20 protein-coding genes are annotated in these 23,702 nt (G+C 54.0%); 8 read left to right on the top strand and 12 right to left on the bottom strand.

The genetic code is table 11. The features are described 5' to 3' along the window. Positions 1-132 precede the first annotated feature (132 nt). The 5 genes from ACJJIV_RS14205 to ACJJIV_RS14185 all read left to right on the top strand — a co-directional run bounded on the left by ACJJIV_RS14205 (position 133) and on the right by ACJJIV_RS14185 (position 6,847). The gene (locus ACJJIV_RS14205) at positions 133-1,611 is read left to right on the top strand and encodes a DUF7133 domain-containing protein (protein ID WP_444889382.1); all 1,479 of its coding nucleotides are present in this window, start codon (positions 133-135) and stop codon (positions 1,609-1,611) included. An 82-nt stretch (positions 1,612-1,693) separates the two neighbouring features. After that, positions 1,694-1,945 (top strand): exodeoxyribonuclease VII small subunit, encoded by a 252-nt coding sequence (locus tag ACJJIV_RS14200; protein WP_444882781.1) that lies wholly within the window; start codon positions 1,694-1,696, stop codon positions 1,943-1,945. Further along, positions 1,946-2,854 (top strand): polyprenyl synthetase family protein, encoded by a 909-nt coding sequence (locus ACJJIV_RS14195; protein ID WP_444889381.1) that lies wholly within the window; start codon positions 1,946-1,948, stop codon positions 2,852-2,854. A 94-nt stretch (positions 2,855-2,948) separates the two neighbouring features. Continuing rightward, positions 2,949-4,865, top strand: coding sequence for a 1-deoxy-D-xylulose-5-phosphate synthase (dxs, locus tag ACJJIV_RS14190; RefSeq protein ID WP_444889380.1), 1,917 nt, complete (start codon positions 2,949-2,951; stop codon positions 4,863-4,865). A 131-nt stretch (positions 4,866-4,996) separates the two neighbouring features. Next, positions 4,997-6,847, top strand: coding sequence for a DUF885 domain-containing protein (locus tag ACJJIV_RS14185; protein WP_444889379.1), 1,851 nt, complete (start codon positions 4,997-4,999; stop codon positions 6,845-6,847). 71 nt (positions 6,848-6,918) lie between these two features. Here the strand turns inward: ACJJIV_RS14185 and ACJJIV_RS14180 are convergent, their stop codons facing one another. Continuing rightward, on the bottom strand, positions 6,919-8,994 hold the full coding sequence (locus tag ACJJIV_RS14180) for a TonB-dependent receptor (protein WP_444889378.1): 2,076 nt from the start codon (positions 8,992-8,994) through the stop codon (positions 6,919-6,921). A 290-nt stretch (positions 8,995-9,284) separates the two neighbouring features. On the opposite strand from ACJJIV_RS14180, the gene ACJJIV_RS14175 reads away from it, so the two are divergent. Further along, a complete protein-coding gene (locus ACJJIV_RS14175; protein WP_444889377.1) occupies positions 9,285-9,602 on the top strand; it encodes a DMT family transporter in 318 nt (105 codons plus the stop codon). A gap of 100 nt (positions 9,603-9,702) precedes the next feature. Here the strand turns inward: ACJJIV_RS14175 and rsgA are convergent, their stop codons facing one another. Further along, positions 9,703-10,824: a ribosome small subunit-dependent GTPase A gene (gene rsgA, locus ACJJIV_RS14170; protein ID WP_444889376.1), complete on the bottom strand. Its 1,122-nt coding sequence runs from the start codon at positions 10,822-10,824 to the stop codon at positions 9,703-9,705. 590 nt (positions 10,825-11,414) lie between these two features. On the opposite strand from rsgA, the gene pulA reads away from it, so the two are divergent. After that, a complete protein-coding gene (gene pulA / locus ACJJIV_RS14165) occupies positions 11,415-14,741 on the top strand; it encodes a pullulanase-type alpha-1,6-glucosidase (RefSeq protein ID WP_444889375.1) in 3,327 nt (1,108 codons plus the stop codon). Positions 14,742-14,893: 152 nt separating this feature from the next. After that, positions 14,894-16,168 (top strand): metal-dependent hydrolase family protein, encoded by a 1,275-nt coding sequence (locus ACJJIV_RS14160; protein ID WP_444889374.1) that lies wholly within the window; start codon positions 14,894-14,896, stop codon positions 16,166-16,168. A gap of 137 nt (positions 16,169-16,305) precedes the next feature. Here the strand turns inward: ACJJIV_RS14160 and ribA are convergent, their stop codons facing one another. The 10 genes from ribA to nrdR form a co-directional block, all read right to left on the bottom strand. Then, positions 16,306-16,923: a GTP cyclohydrolase II gene (gene ribA, locus ACJJIV_RS14155; RefSeq protein WP_252083347.1), complete on the bottom strand. Its 618-nt coding sequence runs from the start codon at positions 16,921-16,923 to the stop codon at positions 16,306-16,308. Between the two features lie 17 nt (positions 16,924-16,940). Next, entirely contained in the window at positions 16,941-17,576 is a 636-nt protein-coding gene (locus ACJJIV_RS14150) for a retropepsin-like aspartic protease family protein (RefSeq protein WP_444887219.1), read from the bottom strand. Between the two features lie 16 nt (positions 17,577-17,592). Then, positions 17,593-18,081: a phosphatidylglycerophosphatase A family protein gene (locus tag ACJJIV_RS14145; protein WP_444889373.1), complete on the bottom strand. Its 489-nt coding sequence runs from the start codon at positions 18,079-18,081 to the stop codon at positions 17,593-17,595. 46 nt (positions 18,082-18,127) lie between these two features. Then, the gene (gene thiL, locus ACJJIV_RS14140; protein WP_444889372.1) at positions 18,128-19,075 is read right to left on the bottom strand and encodes a thiamine-phosphate kinase; all 948 of its coding nucleotides are present in this window, start codon (positions 19,073-19,075) and stop codon (positions 18,128-18,130) included. A 10-nt stretch (positions 19,076-19,085) separates the two neighbouring features. Further along, positions 19,086-19,529, bottom strand: coding sequence for a transcription antitermination factor NusB (gene nusB, locus ACJJIV_RS14135; RefSeq protein ID WP_444882793.1), 444 nt, complete (start codon positions 19,527-19,529; stop codon positions 19,086-19,088). Positions 19,530-19,593: 64 nt separating this feature from the next. Then, positions 19,594-20,064, bottom strand: a complete 471-nt coding sequence (ribH, locus tag ACJJIV_RS14130) for a 6,7-dimethyl-8-ribityllumazine synthase (protein ID WP_152454910.1) — start codon at positions 20,062-20,064, stop codon at positions 19,594-19,596. Between the two features lie 65 nt (positions 20,065-20,129). Next, positions 20,130-21,242 (bottom strand): bifunctional 3,4-dihydroxy-2-butanone-4-phosphate synthase/GTP cyclohydrolase II, encoded by a 1,113-nt coding sequence (ribBA, locus tag ACJJIV_RS14125; RefSeq protein ID WP_252083351.1) that lies wholly within the window; start codon positions 21,240-21,242, stop codon positions 20,130-20,132. A 99-nt stretch (positions 21,243-21,341) separates the two neighbouring features. Continuing rightward, positions 21,342-22,004, bottom strand: a complete 663-nt coding sequence (locus tag ACJJIV_RS14120) for a riboflavin synthase (protein WP_252083352.1) — start codon at positions 22,002-22,004, stop codon at positions 21,342-21,344. Continuing rightward, positions 22,004-23,149, bottom strand: coding sequence for a bifunctional diaminohydroxyphosphoribosylaminopyrimidine deaminase/5-amino-6-(5-phosphoribosylamino)uracil reductase RibD (ribD, locus tag ACJJIV_RS14115; protein WP_444887221.1), 1,146 nt, complete (start codon positions 23,147-23,149; stop codon positions 22,004-22,006). Before ribD ends, ACJJIV_RS14120 begins: the two co-directional genes overlap by 1 nt. Further along, entirely contained in the window at positions 23,146-23,613 is a 468-nt protein-coding gene (gene nrdR / locus ACJJIV_RS14110) for a transcriptional regulator NrdR (protein ID WP_252083353.1), read from the bottom strand. The genes ribD and nrdR overlap by 4 nt, the downstream gene beginning before the upstream one ends. Positions 23,614-23,702 lie beyond the last annotated feature (89 nt).

Below are 23,702 nucleotides of genomic sequence, written 5' to 3'. Positions count from 1 at the left end.
AAGGTGAAATATTTCTTTAATAAATGAGAGGGAGACTCGATGAGTACACTGTGCTAAAACGGAGCTCAGTGCATGAGCGCGGCCACTATAAACACCTTTATTTCAAGTTCAATCGAAACAGGGAAAAAGACGTTGAAATATACGCTAATTTTTTTGCTTATCTTCAGCGCCGTTGTTTCAAGCGCCTTCACAGCAGTCTCTTCGGGTATTAGCGTTCCCTGGCGCCAAATCATTGGAGGCGCGAAAACCAGCGAGCAGGAGGTCACTCAAAATTTAACAGCCGCCACTGGCTATCAACTACAACTATTTACAGATAATGTGCCCAATGCTCGCTGGCTGGCAATAACCCGTTCGGGGGATATCCTCGTATCCCAACCCAAGAAGGGACAGGTTACCCTGTTAACCCCCGATCGTAACGGTGATGGACGCGCCGACAGCCAGCGCATCTTAATTGGAGACTTAAACCGCCCACACGGACTTCTACTGCATGAGAACTGGCTATATATAGCGGAAAGCGATGCTGTAGGCAAAGTGCCCTTTGATCACTCCGATGCCCGCCTGGCAGGGCGTTACCAGAGAATCGTCGAAGGCTTAGCAGACAGCGGCCATTGGACCAAAACCCTTGAAAAGGGACCGGATGGCTGGCTGTACCTCAGTAGCGGTTCCAGCTGTAATGTCTGTGTAGAAAAAGATCGTCGACGCGCCAGTATTATGCGCCTGCGTCCCGATGGCAGTGACCTCAAAATATTCGCCACCGGCCTGCGCAATAGTGTGGGGTTTGACTGGTCACCCAAAGATGGCGGCCTCTATGCCACAGATAATGGTCGCGACTGGCTGGGTGACAACCTGCCACCCGATGAGCTCAACCTTATCCAAGCCGACAAATTCTACGGCTGGCCCTACGCCTATGGTGACCGGGTACCGGACCCGGACTTTATCGACGATGAAGACCCCACCATCAAAGAAATGATTGCCGCTTCCCTCCCCCCTGTACACGAGTTCGCCGCACATAATGCCCCTCTAGGCATCCGCTTCCTGCGAAGTCCGGAACAACCGACAGGTTATCGCGGTGCTGCCTTAGTAGCACTGCACGGTTCCTGGAACAGAAGCGTGAAAGATGGTTACAAAGTGGTATCTCTACACTGGGATGAAGGCGGGAAAATCACCCAACGGGATTTCCTCTGGGGCTTCCTCAGCAACAACCGCAAGGAGGTTTCTGGCAGGCCAGTGGCAATTGCCGAAGATGGCAAGGGCAATATTTATATTTCAGACGATTACGCGGGGGCCATCTATCGTCTCTCACCCACCGCTACCCCACAAAAAGTAAAGTTATCCGCGGAGAGAACACCTACCACACCTAGGGTACCCAAAAAACCGCCACCAACCGATGCCACCGCCGCGCGCGAGGGAAGAGCGCTATACCTGAGCCACAATTGTGCGCAGTGCCACCAGCAACAGGTACCATTAGCAGGGCTCAACAAAAAGTACACCGTGCAAAGCCTGGCGGACTATTTTGATACGCCAACCCCCCCGATGCCCAGATATGATTTCACCGAGGAGCAGAAAAAAGCATTGGCCCACTACCTGCTTTCAAGGGAGGCTTTGCAATAACTCCCTCTTACCCCTTACTCCGTGCCAATTGACCCCTGCCGCGCCAGCGGCTAAGGTTGCCCCGCAATTACGAGGCGATGCTATGGCGGCAAAGAAAAAATCGGCAAGTTTTGAACAGAGCCTGGAGGCTCTTGAAGAATTAGTAGAACGCCTGGAGGCAGGAGACCTGCCCCTGGAGGAGGCCCTGGCCGACTTTGAGCAAGGGGTCAAACTCACCCGTGAGTGCCAGAAAAAACTCGCCAGCGCCGAGCAAAAGGTCAAAATGCTGATGGAGGAGAACGGTAGTATTCGCGAGTTGCCGTTCGAAGCCGATAACTCCTCAGGCGATTCCTAAGTGAGCTCCCCTACCCTGCCCGCCGAGCTGAGTGCATTCCTCAAGGATTCCTCCCAGCGTGTCGAAAGCCGTATCCGCGACACGCTGACAGAATCTATTCCCGGTGCCAATAAGCTCTTTGAGGCCATGCGCTATGCCGCACTGGGCCCTGGCAAACGCCTGCGCCCAGCACTCGTGTACGCCTGTGCCCAGGTCTTCCGTGGGGTGGATTTTGATCCTGCCAGATGCGACGCCAGCGCCGCTGCCCTTGAGTGCATCCACGCCTATTCACTGGTGCACGATGACCTGCCAGCCATGGATGATGACGACCTGCGCCGGGGTCGCCCCACTTGCCATATCGCCTACAACGAGGCCACCGCTATTCTCGCCGGTGATGCACTACAAACCCAGGCATTCGAACTGCTGCTGGCCGATAACACCGAACCCGCATTGAAGCTACTACTTATTGCGGAGCTCTCAAAGGCATCTGGCAGCCGGGGAATGGTTGCAGGTCAGGCCATCGACCTGGATTCTGTGGATAAAACCCTCACCCTAGCACAACTAGAAGCGATGCATCGCCTGAAAACTGGCGCCCTTATTCGCGCTAGTGCGCGCATGGGCGCGCTGCACGGTGGTGCTACCAGCGACCAACTGGAAGCGCTAACTCTCTACGCAGAAGCTATTGGCCTGGCTTTTCAGGTACAGGACGATATCCTTGACGTCACAGTAGATACTGCCATTCTGGGTAAAACTCAGGGCGCAGACGCCCTTCTCAACAAACCGACTTATGTCTCCCTATTGGGGCTCAAAGGCGCAAAAGAGAAGCTCCACGGCTTGCGCGGGGAGGCTTTAAGTGCCCTTTCAACACTGCCCGGCGATACACTAATACTGAAGCAGCTGGCCGATTATATTGTCCAACGCGGCCACTAAGTCGGGATCTCTACCCCGTCATTGGGATGCAATATGCCCTTCACAGGCATACAATCCCCTTCACTAATACCATCTGTAGCAATTGAACCGTTTGATGCTCGAAGAAATTCCACGCACACGCCCGCATACGCCGCTGCTTGACGTCATTGACGAGCCGGCACAGCTGCGCGCACTCGATGAACGCCAACTGCCCGAACTCGCTAGCCAGCTGCGCGAGTACCTGTTGTATTGTGTCGGCCAAACCGGCGGACACTTCGGCGCCGGTCTCGGTGTGGTGGAGCTGACCATCGCCCTGCACTATATCTACAACACGCCAGAGGACCGCTTGGTCTGGGATGTGGGCCACCAAACCTACCCTCACAAGATACTCACCGGCCGCCGCGAGCAGATGCTCACCATGCGCCAGCAAGGCGGCTTGTCAGGCTTCCCCAAGCGCAGTGAGAGCCCCTACGACACCTTCGGCGTGGGGCATTCCAGCACCTCTATCGGTGCCGCCCTGGGAATGGCCCTGGGCTCCCCCGACGAGCGCAAAGTCGTAGCGGTGATTGGCGACGGCGCTATGACCGCTGGCATGGCCTTCGAAGCGCTCAATCACGCGTCTCACACAGGCCGGGATATGTTGGTTGTGCTCAATGACAACAGCATGTCGATCTCTAAAAATGTCGGAGGCTTGGCTACCTACTTCGCCAAGATTCTTGCCAGCAAGACCTATCTCAATATGCGCGAGGGCAGCCGCAAGATTTTATCGGCTATTCCCAAGGCCTGGCAGTTGGCGCGCCGCACCGAAGAGCATGTTAAAGGCATGATCACACCCGGCACTCTGTTTGAGGAACTGGGCTTCAACTACGTTGGGCCACTGGATGGGCACAACATGCACGATCTAGTGCACACCCTGCGCAACCTGCGCAGCCAGCCCGGTCCCCAGCTACTGCATATCGCCACTACCAAAGGCAAAGGCTTTGGTCCGGCTGAAGCCGACCCGGTGGGTTACCACGCATTGAACAAGCTGGAGCCAGAGAGCAAAGTCCAGGTGGCTGTGCCGGGCAGGAAGAAGCTGCCCAAGTATCAGGATATTTTCGGCCAGTGGCTGTGTGACACCGCCGAAAAGGACGAGCGCCTAATCGGAATTACCCCCGCCATGTGTGAGGGCTCTGGCATGGTAGAGTTTTCCAAGCGTTTTCCAAAACGTTTCCAAGACGTAGCTATTGCCGAGCAGCACGCCGTTACTCTCGCTGCCGGCCTCGCCTGCGAGGGCCAAAAGCCGGTTGTGGCCATTTACTCTACTTTCCTACAGCGCGGCTATGACCAAATGGTGCATGATGTTGCTATCCAAAACCTGGATGTCACCTTCGCCATCGACCGCGCCGGCCTTGTAGGTGAAGACGGCCCAACCCATGCAGGCAGCTTCGATCTGACCTTTATGCGTTGCTTGCCCTACCTCGCCATCGCTGCACCCAGCGATGAGAACGAATGCCGCCAATTACTCTATACCGCATACAAGTACGAGGGGCCCGCCGCTGTGCGCTACCCCCGCGGTACCGGTATGGGCACCGCAATAGAAGAAGAGATGCGCGAGTTACCTGTCGGTAAGGGCCGCCTACTGCGTAAAGGCAGAGGCGTGGCCATTTTGAATTTCGGCACCCTACTCGCTCCCGCTACGGCAGCGGCTGAGCGCCTCGGCGCCACTCTCGCCGATATGCGCTGGGTCAAGCCATTAGATGAAGCGCTGATTGATGAACTGGCCGACAGCCATCAGTTGCTGGTCACCATCGAAGAAAATACCATCGCCGGAGGTGCTGGCAGCGCCGTTATGGAGTATCTCAACAGCTCTGCGCGAACCCTGCCCGTACTGCAACTGGGCCTGCCGGACCGCATTATTGAGCACGGCAAACACAAAGACCTACTCGCAGAGATAGGCCTCGATGCCGGCGGCATTGAGGAACAAATCCGCCGGCGCCTGCAGCTGCTTAACCGGCACAATTTTAACGACCGCGCCGCAGCCGCAAACTAACCATAAGGGCCCGATAACCATCTGGTATATCGGGCTCCTGAACCACAACTCAGCCGCTTACTATTGATTTGACGATACCGCGTGACCTAGCGCCCTTCTATCAATCAATTTCCGCACGCCTTGGGGGAAAGATGTCACTACTCAAGAAAACTCTTGTCGCATCCATCGGTCTGTTCGCCAGCCTCAATGCAACCGCTATGGAACAGGAAGGTTTTAAGAAGGCCTATCGGGCGCTACCGAAAGAGAATGCCTCTGAAAGACTGGTGGCCCTACAGGATCTGCGCTATCGCTGGATTATGGAAAGCTTTCCCAGCCAGGCCACTTATGAGGGCTATCCAGGGCAAAATGATCGCTGGGTAGACAACTCAAAGAGAGGCATTGAGGCTCGGCAAGAGCAGACTCGTCGACTTTTAGGTGCTACCCGCAACCTCGATATCAGCGAGTTGCCCGAGCAGCAACAACTGGACTACCAGCTGCTTTACCAGGATTTGCTCGGGGAGGTGAAGGGCTTTCAGTTCCCCGAACATCTACAGCCCATTACCCATATGAGCGGTATCCAGCTCAATGTGCCGAATGTACTCAACAGTATGCCGCAGAGTACGGTTGCTGATTACGAAGATATTCTGACACGCCTATCAAAGCTACCAACTTTGGTAACACAGACACAGACGCTGATGCAGCAGGGATTAAGAAAAGGGGTTACTCCGCCGCAAATCACTCTGCGTGAACTACCCCGGCAGATCCGCGCGCTGATCCCCACAACTCCCGAGCAGAGTCCTCTACTCAGTGCTTTTGCGGAAATGCCCAGCGCCATCCCCAAAACGAAACAAAAAAGCCTTCGCCAGCGCGCCCTCGCCATCTACGCAAGCCAGTTATTACCAGCATGGCGAGACATGGCGGAATTTATCGAAAGGGAATACATTCCTGGAGCACAGAAAGGCATCGCCCTCAGCAGTCGCCCAGACGGTCTACGCTGGTATGCCTACAAAGTAGAAAAGAGCACCACCACTCACCTTAGCCCGGAAGAAATCCACCGCATAGGCTTGGCCGAAGTGAAGCGTATCCGTGCAGAGATGCAAGCTGTCATGCAGAAGACAGGCTTCCAAGGTGACTTCAAGGCCTTTACCGAATTCCTGCGCACTGACCCACGCTTTTACCACACCAGCCGTGAGGCCCTGTTACGAGACTACCGAGATATTGCCAAGCGCATCGATGGCGAGCTGCCCGCCCTGTTTGGTACCTTGCCCAGGCTGCCCTATGGAGTTAAACCCATTCCCGGCTACTCGGAGCAGTCACAGACCACAGCCTATTACCAGCCTGGCTCCAGCGAAGCCGGCCGCGCGGGTATCTTCTTTGCCAATACCTACAACCTGCCCAGTCGACCCAAATGGGAAATGGAAGCGCTGACGGTACATGAGGCAATGCCTGGCCACCATTTACAGATTGCCCTGGCCCAGGAGCAAGCTGATATTCACCCATTGCGACGCATGGCTCTCTATACCGCTTTTGTGGAAGGCTGGGGCCTCTACTCCGAAAGCCTCGGTTATGACCTGGGTTTGTACAAAGATCCCTACAGCGAGTTTGGGGCGCTGACCTACGATATGTGGCGCGCCGTGCGTCTGGTTGTAGACACCGGCATGCATCAGCTGGGCTGGAGCCGTGAGCAGGCAATTGACTATTTTATGGAAAATAGTGCCAAGCCTCTGCACGATGTCACCGTGGAAATTGATCGCTACCTGGTTTGGCCTGGACAGGCACTGGCCTATAAATTAGGGCAATTAAAAATTAAGGAGCTACGTGCAAAAGCAGAAGAGGAACTCGACAATAATTTTGATATCCGCAGCTTCCACGATGCCCTTCTTGGCGCCGGTGCCCTGCCCTTAAATATTCTCGAAACACGAATGAACAGCTGGATTGAAAGCCAGGGCTCTGCATCGGCCCAGGTTACTCCCCCTGTAACATCACAAATCTCTGCGGGCTAGATAAACGAAAGGGCAGGTATTTCCTGCCCTTTTTTATGACTGAAGTATCCGCTAAAAACCCTCTAATTAAATCACCACTCGGAAGATACAGATAAATAGATTGCGCGTGGCTCCCCAGGAAAATACCTGTCCCCAGCAAAGCTGCTATAGTCCGCTCGCTCTGCGTAAGCCCTATTGGTTAGATTTAACATCCTTGCTGAGAGAGCCCAACGATCAAATTCCCACCGGGCTCGCAGATTCAATAAGTTATGCCCAGAATATTCATGCTGATTTTGGGGGTCGGTGTAATAGCGCCCCTGATACAACCACTCCAGTTCAGCGTTTATACCTTGCCGAGGTTGCCACTGCAGGCGATAGCTACCGAAAGCCCTGGGAGCTGAATCCACAAGATTGCCATCCAGTAGTACTCCCCTCAGCTCTCGCCCATCTCGATAATGGTGCTCCGCATAACTGGAAGAAGCCTCCAGTCGCCAGTCCTGGGCAAATTTATAGCCAAGAGCCACCTCTACACCGCGATGTGAGGTTTTTCCATTAGATTGGTTAAAGTACTCCGTATCCCGAAAAATCACATTGCGCTTGCGCATTCCATAAGCGACGAGCTCATAAGAAAGGTTTTCCTTAATAGCTCGTACCCCCAATTCAATACTGCTGATTTGCTCGGACTCCAATTCGGCAACAGTTTGTTCGCGCTGTAAACGGTAAAGTTCTGTTGCCTGGGGAACCCGATATCCTTGAGTCATATTTACAAATAATTGCAGGCCTGATGTGAAATCGTAAGTAGCTCCTAGTTTGGGTGACCAATTCTGGAAACTGTCTTTGCGGTCTTCTGGCCGGCTAAACCTACAGCCACCAAAGCCACAAGGGAGACCATCCTCGGCCGTACGGCCAGAAAGCATTTTATTGTTGTAGTCATACTGTACCGACTCAAAACGTACACCGCTGTAAAGCTTTAAAGTATCGGTAACATTCCAGGTAGCCAAAGTAAAAGGAGCAACGCTGTAAGCATTTACTTGATAGTCATAGTGCTTACCTGCGGGGATAGTCTCCCGCAAAAAATCTGTTCCCTCAGTTGGATCTTTTTGGAGTTCTCGTAAGTAGCCTTGAGTAAATTCTGTATCTAGCCCCATTACTACTTCCAAGTTACCTTCCCAGTTAAAAAGATAGCTACTCCGCAAGCCGATACTCTCCTGGCCATTTTCTTCCAACGCCTGCCCCGGCAAATAATGCTGCAGAAAACGCATATCTGTTTTTCTAAGATAAGGGGCCAGTGATAGCTTTTTTCCCGAGCTCAAATCAATATCGAGAATGGAGTAAAGCCGTACCGCGGAGGCATCGCGGAATGCTTCTGGATTCGGGTTTTCCCTGTCCCGCTGATCATCCCGATAGGCATTGTATCCTTCGATATAACCCGCTGTTTCCTGATTTAAATTCGTTACTGCCAGACGAGAACGGATTTGTGTCTTCCCTGTAGTGACAGAGTGCAAAAGGCTGAGCTTTTGTTGATCGTAACCAGAGTGGTCCCGATAACCACCATCAGATGCCAGGGAAAGATCTGCTCGCACTCTGCCTTTGTTAGAAAGGTTAGATTCTGCCGAAATACTGGCTCGATAGTAATCGTGAGGACCACCTTCAAAGCCTAAAATGCCAGAAAAGGCCTTGGTATTTTCTTCAATTTCCGGACTCAGAATATTCACGACACCATGCATAGCATTGGAACCATACAGGGTGCTGGCCGGGCCGCGAATAACTTCAATTCTCTGAGCCATTTCACTATGGGATTCAAACAACTCATTTATATTGCAGAATCCATGTGCCCGCAGAGGGATGCCATCCTCCATTGTCAGCACACTGCCACAGGCTCCAGCCCCAGACAGTACTGGCGAACGCAATGCGGGTAAATATTCCTGGCCGTTACCCCTTGCCACATTGGCCCCAGGAACCCGCGCTAAACTTTGCTGGATATGGTTGTGCTTAATCAGCTTTAACTCGAAACGATCAACCATGGAGAAACTTTCTGGATAATCCTGAAACTGTTTCTCAACACGACTGGCGGTGACAACGACCGACTCTATTTTCGCCGAATCCGACAAAGCCACCTGACTGACCGACAAAAGTATTAACACCAGGTTCTTGGTTTTTATTAACATGCTTCCAGCTTATTTTTCCTTCGATACCAGTCAACCATACAGGACCTGGGCAGGGTTTTCCCACTCTCCCGTCTTCTACTCTCAGAGCCTCCTTCCGCATTAAACTATCAAGCTCCCTGTCAAAAGCTATACCGAAGTAAAAACACGCTATAAAAAGGCGTCATCTGCAAATTAGTCAATCTATTTTCCCTAACTTCTAGGCAAAGTGGCAGATAGCTATTCTCCGACCTAACCTCCAAGAGGAGGTCGAAATAAGGTTTTTTAAAAATTACCCTTTAAAGAGGAAAAGCATGGCCTGGTTCTACCTGTTAATGGCCGGTCTTTGTGAAATAGGCTGGGTGCTGGGGCTAAAAATATCCCAAGAGGCATCGACTCGCCTGCTGGGTGTTGTAATGGCGGTCGTATTTATTGGCCTCAGTGGGTTTTTATTGTGGTTGGCCCAGCGAGAGATTCCCATTGGCATCTCCTATGCCGTCTGGACCAGTATCGGTGCGGCCGGTGCCTTTCTGATGGGAGTCATTTTCTTTGGTGAGACAGCCAGTCTCGGACGATATCTCGGAGTACTGTTAATTATCGTAGGGGTAGTCACATTAAAATTGGCCCGCTAGCTTGTATAAACGCTTTGAAGGGCAGCGAATGCTGCCCTTCAAAGCCTGGTTAAATAGCGCTTAAAAAAATAGAGGTGTAAAAAAAGAGGCAGTCATTTTTTCAATCCTCTCCGTGATACTTACTTTTACACGCCTGGTTTTGCACAGATCGATACATCTGGGATAGCGCTCTCTCCCCTGCCCGTTTCTGCGCCAGAGTTTGACCGTTACGGCTTAGTTCATGTTGCAGTTTTTGCCAATTGCGCAAGCGCCGATCATCCAACGAACCGCCCGTTATTGCCTCTTGTACCGCACAGCCTGGCTCCGACTGGTGCTGGCAGTCAGAGAAGCGACACTCTCTGGACAAGGCCTCAATATCAGAAAAAGTCTCCGCCACGCCATCTTCAACATGCACCAACCCCAGCTCCCGCATTCCAGGGCTATCGAGTAACAACGCTCCCCAACTCAGGGAGTGAAGAGAGCGTTTCCGTGTAGTGTGGCGCCCTTTGCTGTCGGCTTCACGAATGGTCCCAGTCTCAGCCAGGGATTCGCCAGACAGCGCATTTAGCAAAGTGGATTTACCCACTCCAGAAGAACCTAACAGCGCGATAGTTTCCCCAGGTAAGCACCACTGGCGCAGCTGTGCCACGCTTTCTCGATCCAGGCTATTTACTATTGCAGCGGGTAACTCGCCGAATGGACGCAATGCCTGAAGAAAAGGGGCTGTATCTTCACACAGGTCGGCCTTAGTCAGAATCAGGTGTGGGCTGCAACCGGACTCCCGAGCCAGAGCCAAATAGCGCTCAATACGTGAGAGGTTAAAGTCATCATTCAGGGAAGAAACAATAAAGACACTATCGACATTGGCGGCGATCATCTGCACCTGATGCCCCCCAGGTGCCATGCGCTCAAACTGGCTGCTGCGGCTCAACAAACGCACGAAATATCCACTGCTCTTCTCTAACAACAGCCAATCCCCCACCGCGGGCAAATTAGCCACAAGACTCCCGGTTAGGGGAAGGGACACAGTCCCCTGCTCGCCGGCCAATTCCAGGCGACTACGGTGTACAGCCATAACCCGCAGCGGCAAACACTGTTCGAGTTCTTCGAGCGTCAGCTGCTGTTGGAAAAAAGACTTCCAGCCGAGTTTTTGTAGTGGAGAAGCTTCCCGCTCAATTTTGATAGATGGGGATTTAGTGCCAAGCCTGTTAACAGACCGGCGGGTAAAGTGAGATTTACTCAAGATTGAAACCCTCTGGGCGCAACAAAGCACCAAGCGACCGCACATACGCGGCCAACAGAGCTTTCTCAGGGAAAGCCCGACGTCTAGGAATCTATCGCCGGGCGTGGGCAGCTGGAGGCTGCTACTGGACCCGACGGAGGGTTGCAACAATCATCAATCATCCTCCGCAGTTACTGAGTTCTGGACTCCGCCATAGTATCTGGCGGGTTATGGGCAAATTAGCACTACCAGGGGATAGGAGCAAGGATAATCCTAGGAAGCCTCTTAGTAATTGCCCCGCTACAAAAAGCAAAGCCGGCAAAAGCCGGCCTTCGAATCCGATTACAGCGAGTGCATCACCTTTCTCGACTCACCATAACCCGATCAGTTGAGTATAGATCCGGCTTTTTCTTTCGCCATCGCGTTTACTCGAGAAGCATCTTCTCCTGCGGGTGTTTCCACCAAGTGACGAATTTATAAAGGTTTTATGACACCCCCAACCACCTCCCCCAGACCTCCACCTCCTCGGGGTGGGAGGCCGTCAATGCGTGACTGCGATTCAATACCAACTGAGAGAACCGCAATAAGTACAAGAAAAAATGGGAAGCGCTATGCCAACAACAAAATTTACAGGACCCGGCACAAGGGCCGGGCTGATTCTGGGGGCTGTCTTCTGCTCCATCCAAATACCGGTTTGGGCATCTGACACACCAGATCCCACAGAGGTCAATATTCCCGGCAACCTACAAAGCCAACTGGGCTGCGATGGCGACTGGCAACCAGGTTGTGTCGCCACCCTGCTCCGCTATGACAGCGAAGACGACAAATGGCAAGGCAACTTTTTGATACCCGGCGGCAACTGGGAGTACAAAGCCGCTCTCAACAATAGCTGGGATGAAAATTATGGCTGGGGCGGCCAGCGGGACGGCGGTAATATTTCCCTTAGCCTGGATGAGGCTCGCGAAGTTAAATTTATCTACGACCACGAGAGTCACTGGATCACCGACAACCACAATAGCGTGGTCGCCACTGTAGCCGGCAACTTCCAATCCCTGCTCGGGTGCCCGGGAGACTGGCAACCCAGTTGCCTGCGCAGCTGGATGCAAGATGCCGATGGAGATGGCACCTACACCTTTATCACCTCAGCGCTGCCTGCCGGTTCCTATGAATTCAAGGTAGCCCTGCACGAAGGCTGGGAGGAGAGCTACGGCAACAATGGAGCCAACGTCAGCTTTACCGTGGCCGCCGATTACGACGAAATCTATTTTGCTTTTGATTCGAATAGTAAAGAAGTCACCGTCAGCAGTGACGGCTTCGCCAAGGGTGACCTGAGCAGCGATAAAGCGCACTGGGTGGATGCCAGCAGCTTTGCCTGGGATATCCAGGTGCAGGAAGGTGCAAAGGTTAAATTGCACTACAGCAACAGCGCCGAGCTAAAACTGGAGGACGGTGATATCCGTTCCGATGGCACCATCGATCTCACCCCTCTCGCCACCCTGCCCGACAGCGCCCAACAAAAATTCCCACACCTGGCCAGTTTCAGTGCCTGGCAATTGCCAGGGCAGGCCTCCACCAGTGATCTGGTCGCCCAGCAGCTCGCCCTCGCCGCTTACGATGCGGAGGACAACTTACTGGATGCGACTGGTGTGCAGATGGCAGGTGCGCTCGATGACCGCTTTTACTACGACGGTGAACTCGGTGCCCGTGTCGGCGAGGAGAGTATCCAACTCGATCTTTGGGCACCCACCGCACAGGCAGTAAAGCTGCACCTGTTTACAGACTCCAGCAGCGATAGCGCCGATCAGGTGGTATCCATGCTGCGCGATGAATCTACCGGGGTTTGGAGTGCCGATATCGACAAGCAGTGGGACCGCAGTTTTTATCTCTATGAGGTCGAGGTGTACTCCTACTTCAGCCGCCAGATTGAAACCAACCTGGTCACCGACCCCTATTCCCTGAGTCTCTCCATCAATAGTGGCAAAAGCCAGATCATTAACCTGAATGACAGGGACCTGAAGCCGCGCGGTTGGGATCGCCTGCGCAAGCCCAGGTTAACCCAGCCGGAAGATATCAGTGTCTACGAGCTGCACGTACGCGATTTCAGTATTGCGGATCAAACTGTCCCCGAAGCAGAGCGCGGCACCTTCAAGGCTTTCACCCGCAAGCACAGCGACGGCATGCGCCACCTCAATAAATTGGCCCGCGCCGGCCTCACCCATATCCACCTGCTGCCGGCCTTTGACTTTGCCACAGTCAATGAGGATCGCACGCAACAGCAGCAAACACCTGACCTCTCAGAATACGCATCGGACAGCAGCGAGCAGCAGGCCCAGGTAGATGCAATTCGCGATACCGATGGCTTTAACTGGGGCTACGATCCATTGCACTACACGGTCCCCGAAGGCAGCTATAGCAGCGCTCCCGATGGACCTGCGCGCATTCGCGAATTCCGTCAAATGGTGCAAGGGCTATCCCACTCCGGCCTGCGACTGGTGATGGATGTGGTTTACAACCACACCAGCTCCTATGGCCAATACGACAACTCCGTACTCGATAAAATCGTCCCCGGCTATTACCACCGCCGCAATCTGGAGGGCGGTGTGGAAATGAGCAGCTGCTGCGCAAATACCGCCAGTGAGCACGCCATGATGGAAAAGCTGATGATCGATTCCCTGGTCACCTGGGCCCGGGCCTATAAGGTGGACAGCTTCCGTTTCGATCTGATGGGACACCATAGCCTCGACAATATCCTCAAGGCGCAAGCGGCACTGCAATCACTGACCCCGGTAGCCGATGGTGTCGATGGCAACGCTATCTACCTGTACGGCGAGGGCTGGAATTTTGGCGAGGTGGCTGACGATGCTCGCTTTGTACAGGCCCGCCAGGGCAATATGGCGGGCAGCGGTATAGGCACTTTTAACGATCGCCTGCGCGATTCCGTGCGTGGCGGCAACCCCTTCGGAGGCTTTGAGGAGCAGGGCTTTGGTACCGGTCTATTCACCGACAGCAACGGCAAGTTTGAGGGAGAAGATGAGCGTGCCACACTGCTAACCCTGGCAGATAAAGTCCGCATTTCCCTCGCCGGCAACCTGGCGGATTATCCTTTTGAAGATGCCAACGGCAATATCATTACCGGCAGCGAGCTGGTCTATAACGGCCAGCCCACCGGCTATACCGCCGACCCGCAGGAATCCATTAATTATATTGCCGCCCACGACAACGAGACGCTGTTCGACGGAGTACAGATCAAAGCCAGCGACAGCGCCGACTTGGCTGAACGAGTGCGTATCCAGGCATTCAGTAATTCCCTGGTTCTGTTCGCCCAGGGAGTGCCGTTTATCCACGCAGGCCAGGATTTCCTGCGCTCAAAGTCGATGGATCGGGACAGTTACAACTCCGGTGACTGGTTTAATGCACTGGACTTCAGCCTCGCCACCGATAATTGGGGTATAGGTTTGCCTATCGCGGATAAAAACGAAGATAACTGGTCCCTGATACAACTTTTACTGGCAAACCCGGAATTGGCTCCCGAGCGCCGGCACCGTTTGTGGAGCTCCGCTCTATTCCGCGAGCAGCTGGCGATTCGCAACAGCTCTCCCTTGTTCCGCTTGTCTGATGCAGAGTCCGTAGAGGCACACCTCAATTTCCTCAACACTGGACCCGACCAGATTCCTGGGTTGATTGTGATGGAGTTATCCGATTCCAATGGCAACATCGATCGCCGCTTTGAACGTATTGTGGTGCTGTTTAATGGCGATAATGAAATGGTGGAATTTAGCAGCGAAAACCTTATTGGTGAGTACCTGTTCAAGCATCCACGTCAGCGCCGCTCTGTAGACCCACGCCTGTACAAAGTGAAATTTGATAGGAGCAGCGGCACCTTTACTCTGCCCGGCCGAACTACCGCAGTATTTGTGCAGCCACGCCGCAGATATTAATTCTCTGCAGATTAAAAAAGGCCGGATTTTCCGGTCTTTTTTTGGATTTTTTAGAAACTTATTTCCGGCTTTCACCAAGTAATAACCCCACAATTGTCATATTCCGCAGATTGATTTAGCTTGTGCCTAAATAATAAATAGGTGTACAAATCATGAAGCGTTTCCTTCTCAGCAGTATTGCAGCGACTCTTTTCTCTTCCTCAGTACTGGCAGAAACCATTATCCACGCAGGCACACTGCTCGCTGTTCCCGGTAAAAAACCTTTAAAAGAGCAAAGCGTAATAATCGAGGATGGCAGGATTACTTCCATCCGCCCTGGTTATGTGAATAGAGATGATGCCGAAGTCATTGATCTTAAGGACAGCTTCGTAATGCCGGGCTTAATGGATATGCACGTTCACCTGCAAACTGAGTTGGGCCCCAAAAACGATTCCGAAGCCCTAAAGATGTCCATGCCATTGACCCAAATGCGCTCGCAAATGTTTGGCATGCGTATTCTGAAATCTGGTTTTACCACTGTACGCGATGCGGGTAATAGCGGTGAAGAAATGTATGCGATGCGCGATGCGATCAATAATGGCTGGGTAGATGGCCCACGTATTATCGCAGCCGGCGGAGTGGGTATTACCGGAGGGCACGCAGATATCAGTGGAGTCAGCCCCGAGTTAATGGCACTGCATGACGATAAAACCAGAACGGTATGCGACGGCCCCTATGATTGCCGCCGCGCGACCCGTCATGCAATCAAATACGGCGCTGACTTTATCAAGATTACCTCTACCGGTGGTGTACTTACTGATCGCGCTACAGGTACCGGCCAGCAGATGGAAATCGATGAGCTAAAAGAGGTGGTCCTGGCAGCCCAGCGCATGGGTCGCAAAGTGGCCAGTCATGCGCATCAGGAAGAAGGGATTATCGCTGCACTGGAGGCCGGTGTAGACAGTATTGAGCACGGTACCTACGCAGGTCCCCGCGCTCATAAGCTATTTAAAGAAACCGGCGCTTACCTGGTTCCGACTCTTCTCGCCGGCGATACCGTGGTACAGCTGGCAAAAAATACTGATGTTTTATCTGAAGCTCAGAAGGAAAAAGCCATACGTGTTGGCACAGATATGCGCGGCAATTTCCGTAAAGCGGTCGATGCCGGAGTAAAAATTGCCTTCGGTACCGACTCAGGTGTATCCAAGCACGGCATCAATGCACGCGAGGCGGTCCTGATGAGTGAAGCCGGTATGGACAATATGGCCATCCTCCAGTCCGCTACCGTTAACGCCGCAGATCTGATCGATATGAGCGATTCACTGGGCACCATTGAATCCGGTAAATACGCCGATATTATCGCCACCGATGGCTCGCCACTGGATAATATCGATGAGCTTTTAGATGTGGATTTTGTGATGAAAGGGGGCAAGGTCTTTAAAGATTAGAAGCCCAATATTTTAGGAACCTCTGAATTATTCAAAGCCGAACTCCAAATACTCGAGCTCGGCTTTAATTAATTTCCACAAAAAAAGGCCGGGATTATCCGGCCTTTTTTATGGGGGTGTCTGAAGGAGGTTAAAAGTTATTTTTCTTCTTTCCCTTCCTCATCCTCATTTTCAATCAAATGACCAAGCTTACCTTTCTTGGTGGACAAATACTTGGCATTGTGAGGATTGCGCCCGGACTGGTGCGGCAGGCGCTCAGTCACATTTATACCCAAGTCCTCCAACGCTTTTACTTTGCGCGGGTTATTGGTCATCAAGCGAATGGCATGAATACCCAGGTGGTCGATCATCGCTTTCAGAATTGAATAATCCCGCATATCGGCGCCAAAGCCGAGTTGCTCATTGGCCTCCACGGTATCCGCACCGCAATCCTGCAAATGGTAAGCACGGATCTTGTTTAAAAGGCCTATGCCACGGCCCTCCTGGCGCAGGTAGAAAATAGCTCCACGTCCTTCCATGGCAATGCGGTGCATGGCATGTTGCAACTGGGCACCACAATCGCAACGCAGGGAAAACAGGGCATCACCGGTCAGGCATTCCGAGTGAATGCGGGCCAGTAGGGGCTCGTTGGTATCGAAGTCCCCCATGGTGAGCACCACATGCTCCTTGCCGGTCTCCACTTCTTCGAAGCCGTGCATTTCAAACATACCCCAGGAAGTGGGCAGCTTTGAGGATTCCACATAACGAATGGTCAACTTAATACCTCTTCACGTCAGTTGCGGGCGCGCAGTATCAGCACACCCCTCTGCTGTTCCATATCTAACCGGCCGAGAAAACTGTTTCCCAGAAGCACCACTTGGGGAAAGTTATCAGTGTGCACGGTAGCTTCTACATTGTGCAATTTAATGCCACCGATAGTGACACTGCTGAGATTGATCAAATAAGCACTGGTGATACCACTGGCCGTCGACACCGGTATGCGCTTGGCACCATTAAGATTTAAGCGCAGACGCTGGGCGGTGGGGTAATTGATTGCCAGAGTAGTCGCTCCGGTATCCACCATCACCGGAACCCGCATCCCATTAATCCAGGCATCGGTATTGAAATGGCCACGACTATCTCCCATCAAACGCACTTCGGCGCGCTCAGCCTGGGCATAGCTTGCGGCGATGGGCGCATCCAGGGTGAGCTTCTGTTCGCGTCCATTCACTCGAACACGCGCGTAACTGGTCGTCGATTCAATCAGGCCAACCCCTTCCGGTGATTGTTGGCCTGCCTTAAGAATGCGTTGGCGGCCATCGATTTCCAGCATGGCGCTATCGCCAAACAAACCCTTCAGCTGTACCTGTTGTGCCCAGGCTGTACTGGAAACCAGTAACCCCAGCAGAAGCCAAAATGCCTTGTGCATCGATAATCCCTATCCACTAAGCCCCTACAAAAAACACGGTTATTTGCAATATTAAAGCTGCATAAACGGCGGCCAGTATATCGTCGAGCATAATTCCGACGCCACCCTGTACCCGCCGATCTGCCCAACCGATGGGCGGTGGCTTGGCGATATCGAACAGGCGAAAAAGTACGAAACCGTAAAGTGCCCAAATCCAGCCAGCCGGGGCCATAAACATAGTGAGCCAGTAGCCCACCATCTCATCCCAAACGATGCCCCCATGGTCATGTACACCGAGCTTCTTTGCCGCAGCGCCACATAAATAACACCCCACTAAACCCGTCACCACTAGGATTCCCAGGTACCAAGATGGGGGGAGATCTTTCATCAGCCACCAAAAAGGTATGGCAGCCAGAGTGCCAAAAGTACCCGGTGCCTTGGGTGCCAGCCCCGAACCAAAACCAAAAGCCAGCAGCAGAGTAGGATCGCGCAAAAGCTCGGAAAAACTGGGGTTATGTATTCTCATTGTCTTATTTCCAAAGCCACCACCGGCACTTCCGGGCCAATACCATTTAAAAATGCTGATAGCCAGTGACCGCTGGCGACCAAGGGTTGCCATTATGCCAGCAGCGCACCCCGGTACTGCCCTCAATGAGGGTGCCGATAGCAGTTACTTTCAGGCCCAGTTGGTCCAAATCTGCAACCCGCTGCTGGGGAACGGTAAAACAGAGTTGGTAATCATCGCCACCGCCTGTAGCCAGAGCCATTGCTTTCTCTGCGGCAAGAGTTTGCGCCAAGGGAGAAACGGCCAATCGCTCCAGATGAATATCAGCGCTGACACCGCTGGACTCACAAATATGTCCAAGGTCCGCGAGCAGACCATCGGAAATATCCAGAGCCGCACTGGCCAACTCGGCAATCGCCGCAGCCACAGGGAATTGGGGTTCGGGATAATAGAAGGCGCGTTCACACTGCAACAGCACATCGGCATTCACCCGCTGCTCTCCCAGCACCACCGGCAGAGCGGCGGCAGCAGCACCTAGAGGACCGCTGACATAAACGTGATCACCGGGGCCGGCACGGTCTCGGCGCAGTGGCGATTCCGTGTGTCCGATCACCTGAATGGTGATCGACAAAGGGCCCGCAGTGGTATCACCCCCAACCAGAGAAACACCAAACTGTGCCGCGGTCTGCAGCAGGCCATCGGCAAATTTGCGCAACCAAACTGCATCACTGTCAGGCAGGGTCAGGGCCAGGGTAAACCAGAGTGGGCGCGCATTCATTGCCGCCAGGTCACTGAGATTAACCCTGAGTGCACGCGCGGCAATAGCAGCGGGGTCCGCATCAGCGGGAAAGTGGCGGCCTTCCACCAGGGTATCCATAGAGGTGGCCAGCTGCCCCGAGGCAGGTGCCTGCAATAGAGCGCAGTCGTCACCTATACCCAAAGCAACCCCTTCGCCCACAGGAGCACTGGCGAAAAAATCGCGGATAATTTCAAATTCGCCCGGCGCAGTTCCCATCAGCGTAACTTCAGGACTTCTTGTCTGCAGCCACTTCCGCAGTGCGCAGGTCTGCAGCAGTCTTATCCAGGATGCCGTTGATGAACTTGAAGGCGTCGGTAGGGCCGAATTTTTTCGCCAGTGCGACTGCTTCGTTAATCACTACTTTGTAGGGCACATCGATGCGGTTTTTCAGTTCATAAGTGGCCATGCGCAGCAGGGCGCGGGACACCGGGTCCAGATCTTCCACTTTTCGATCCAGATGGGAGGAGTAAGCACCTTCTACTTCGTCGAGGTTTTTGGCTACCCCGTGGAAGATATCGCGGAAATATTCCACGTCGGCTTTGCTCATATCGTTGTCGGTATGGAACTCGGCTTCAATCGCATTGAGGCTGGCGCCGGCCATTTGCCATTGGTAGAGCGCCTGCATGGCGTAGTGGCGCGCCTTGCGGCGGGCAGATGCAGTTACGGTCATTGTCTTTTCCGGTAGATACTTCTCAGAATGGGCAGCGCCGACGCAACTGGCCGGCGCTGGGCAATTAGATTTTGCCGAGTAGGGAAACCATTTCCAGGGCGGTTTCGGCAGCTTCACAACCTTTGTTGCCAGCCTTGGTGCCGGAGCGCTCGATAGCTTGCTCAATGGAGTCCACAGTCAACACACCAAAGGTCACCGGAATACCGGTATTCAGGGATACCTGAGCCAGACCTTTGGTGCACTCACCAGCGACATATTCGAAGTGCGGAGTGCCGCCACGAATCACCGCGCCCAGTGCAATAATCGCATCAAATTTTTTGGTTTCCGCCAACTTTTGCGCGGCCAGCGGGAATTCGAAGGCACCGGGGGCGTAGTAGATGGTGATATCCTCATCCTTGATGCCCTTGCGGCGCAAGGTATCAAGGGCGCCGTCTTTGAGGCTCTCAACCACAAAGCTGTTCCAACGGCTCACCAGCAGCGCATACTTACCTGTACTGCCGACAAAATCCCCTTCAATCACTTGAATGTTGCTCATAATGTCCAATCCGTATTTCTTTCCATACCCGTGCCATTTCAAATGCGCCGGGAAACATTCTGTTATTACTCTTCGACGTTCAAGTACTCTTCCACTTCCAGTTCAAAACCGGAAATAGCGCTGAACTTAAACGGCGCACTCATTAGGCGCATCTTGCGCACCTTGAGATCACGCAGTATCTGCGAACCGGTACCCACCTGCTTGTACACTAAGTCCTGGCTGGGGCGCTGCTGCTTGCCGCTGATCAGCCAATCGATACTCTCCTCGATTTCCTCGGTGGTCTCGTTATGGCAGATCAATACCACCACACCTTTGCCCTCTTTCTCGATGCGCTGCATGGCGCGGCGGAAAGTCCAGGGGACAAATTTTTCATCACCGCGCTGGATGGTGAGTACATCGCGCAGGGTGTTGCCCACATGTACGCGCACCAGGGTTGGCTCCTCTGGCGTAGGCTCGCCTTTGATAAAGGCGAAGTGGCGCTCGCGGCGGGCCTTGTCGAGATAGGTGCGCAGTTTAAACTCGCCAAACTCGGTACGCACTTTGCGTTCGTTGACGCACTCCACGGTTTTCTCGTTGAGCGCGCGGTAAGTAATCAAGTCGGCAATGGTGCCGATCTTCAGGTTGTGCTCTTTCGCGAACTTTTCCAGATCCGGGCGGCGTGCCATGGTGCCATCGTCATTCATGATTTCAACGATTACCGCGGCCGCCTCGAAACCCGCCAGGCGAGAAAGATCACAGCCGGCCTCAGTATGGCCGGCACGGCTCAGTACGCCACCGGGCTGGGCCATAATCGGGAAAATATGTCCGGGCTGAACGATATCGCTGGGTTTGGCATTTCTATTTACGGCGGCGCGCACGGTACGCGCACGGTCCGCAGCGGAAATACCGGTGGTCACCCCTTCGGCAGCTTCGATAGAGACGGTGAAGTTGGTGCTGAACTGGGCACCGTTATCCCGCGACATCAGCGGCAGGTCCAGCTGCTCACAGCGCTCCTTGGACATGGGCATACAAATCAGGCCGCGGGCATGGGTAGCCATAAAGTTAATATCTTCGGCGCGCACCTGCTCCGCTGCCATCACCAGGTCACCCTCGTTTTCGCGATCCTCATCGTCCATCAGGATTACCATTTTGCCCTGGCGGATATCGTCGATCAGTTCTTCAACCGTATTTAATTCCATTGCTAACTCTGGATAAATTAATCAATTGCAAATTGAGCGGCTTTCCCTGCAGTTACACTCACCCGCCCTCACTGGCGCGGCATGCCGGGATAAAGCCAGCTAGCGCTTGTAAAACCCGTTCTGGGCGAGAAATTCGAGTGTCATACCACCGTCGCTGGATTTGGCCGCCTCCTCGCCAAGAAGCAGGCGCTCCAGGTAGCGTGCGATCAAGTCCACCTCAAGATTGACCCGGGTGCCAGCCGCGTAGCCCTGCATAATCGTTTCCTGCAAGGTATGCGGCACAATGGTGAGTTCAAACTCAGCACCGTCCACCGCGTTAACGGTGAGACTGGTACCATCGACAGTAATCGAGCCCTTGTGGGCAATATAACGAGCCAGATTATCCGGTGCGCGCAGGCGAAAACGCTCGGCACGGGCCTCGGATTTACGCCACACCACCTCGCCGATACCGTCCACATGGCCGCTGACAATATGGCCGCCAAGGCGGGTTTGTGGGGTCAATGCCTTCTCCAGGTTGACCCTATCCCCGCGCTTCCAGCTGCTGACACTGGTGACATCCAGCGTCTCCGCGGAAACATCCGCCCAGTAGCCATCACCGGGCAGCTCCACTACGGTCAGACAGACGCCGTTGGTGGCGATACTATCACCAAGCTGCACATCGGCGAGGTCCAGTTTGCCGCTCCTAACACGCACGCGCAGATCCCCACCACGCGGCTGCAGATCGGCAATCTCGCCGACCGCCTCAATAATTCCAGTAAACATCAGCGCTCGATATCCGTGGTTGCGGTGATGCGCCAGTCGTGGCCGACCGCGCGCATATCGGTAATCGTGATCGGCAGCACCGAGCCCATACGCTCGATGGGCAATTCAAACAGCGGCCGCGCCGTGCTGCCGAGCAGCTTGGGCGCCAGATAGACAATCAATTCGTCTACGTGCCCCCGGTAGAGAAACTCACCGGAAAGGATCGCACCGCTTTCTATCAGTACTTCATTGCATTCGCGTCGGGCCAACTCTTTGAGCAGGGCAAGCAGGTCTACCCGACCGTCCTTGTCCTGAGGTAAAACGACAACTTCGGCACCGGCGTTTTCCAGTCGCTGACGACGCTCTGGATCGGCGCGCTCAGTAGTGCACACCAGTGTGGGGGCGTCCCCCTGCAAAATAAAGGCCTTTGCCGGCGTGCGCAGCTGGCTGTCGACAATAACGCGCAGGGGCTGAACTTCTGCAGCCTGTTCCGCTTCGAGCAGCTCCAGCGCCATCTCATCGGCGCGCACATTGAGATTCGGGTTGTCGAATCGCACAGTCTCTACGCCAGTTACCACTGCACAGCTGCGCGCACGCAGGCGCTGCACATCGGCGCGCGCAGCCGGGCCCGAAACCCATTTGGATTCACCGCTGGCCATGGCGGTGCGACCATCTAAACTCATCGCAGATTTGCTGCGCACCAGGGGTAACCCCAAGGTCATACGCTTGATAAAACCCGGGTTGAGCGCACGGCAGCGCTCTTCCAGCACTGGCCCCTCTACCTCAATGCCCGCATCGCGCAGTTTCTGCAAACCGCTTCCGGCAACCCTGGGATTCGGGTCTTCCATACCGTAAACCACGCGGGCGACACCGGCCTGTACCAGTGCCTCGGCACAGGGACCTGTGCGGCCACTGTGGCTACAAGGTTCAAGGGTCACATAGACGATGGCGCCGCGGGCCCGCTCGCCCGCATCGCGCAGGGCTTCTATTTCAGCGTGGGGTTCGCCAGCACGCTTATGCCAGCCCTCAGCAATTACTTTGCCATTAGCATCGGTGATCACACAGCCGACCCGGGGATTCGGCATAGTGGTATAGAGACCGCGCTCCGCCAGCTGAATAGCGCGGCCCATCAGTGCCTGGGCACTCTCTACAGCCATTTGACTCATTGCGTTTGGTTTTCCTTACTGGTCAGGCGCTCAATTTCTTCACTGAAGTCGCTGACATCTTCAAAGCGTCGATACACCGAGGCAAAGCGTACATAAGCGACCTCATCCAGCTCGCGCAACTGCTCCATGACCAGCTCACCGATGGCCCTTGCGGGCAGCTCGCGCTCACCCGTTGCGCGCAGCGCATGCTTGATTTGGGAGACTGCGGATTCCACCCGCTCGATACTGACCGGGCGCTTCTCTACCGCGCGCTGGATGCCCGCGCGCAATTTGTCTTCATTGAAGGGCTCGCGCTGGCCATTTTGTTTGATCACCCTGGGCAACAGCAGCTCTGCGCTTTCAAAGGTGGTGAAACGTTCATGGCATTCGAGGCACTCGCGCCGGCGGCGCACCTGATCGCCCTCCGCCACCAGGCGGGAATCGACTACTTTGGTTTCTTCTGCGCTGCAGAAAGGACAGTGCATGTGGGATCGTCCCCAGGGGAATGGAAAATGGGCCGCAGTTTATCACAGCCGTTGCCCCCTGTGACTGCACCACGCACCGCTGCGGTGCA

This window comes from Microbulbifer mixtoriginis (SeqCode) (genome assembly GCF_052466765.1).
Note: the sequence above shows the minus strand (reverse complement) of the source record. Positions and strands in the feature narration are given on the sequence as shown.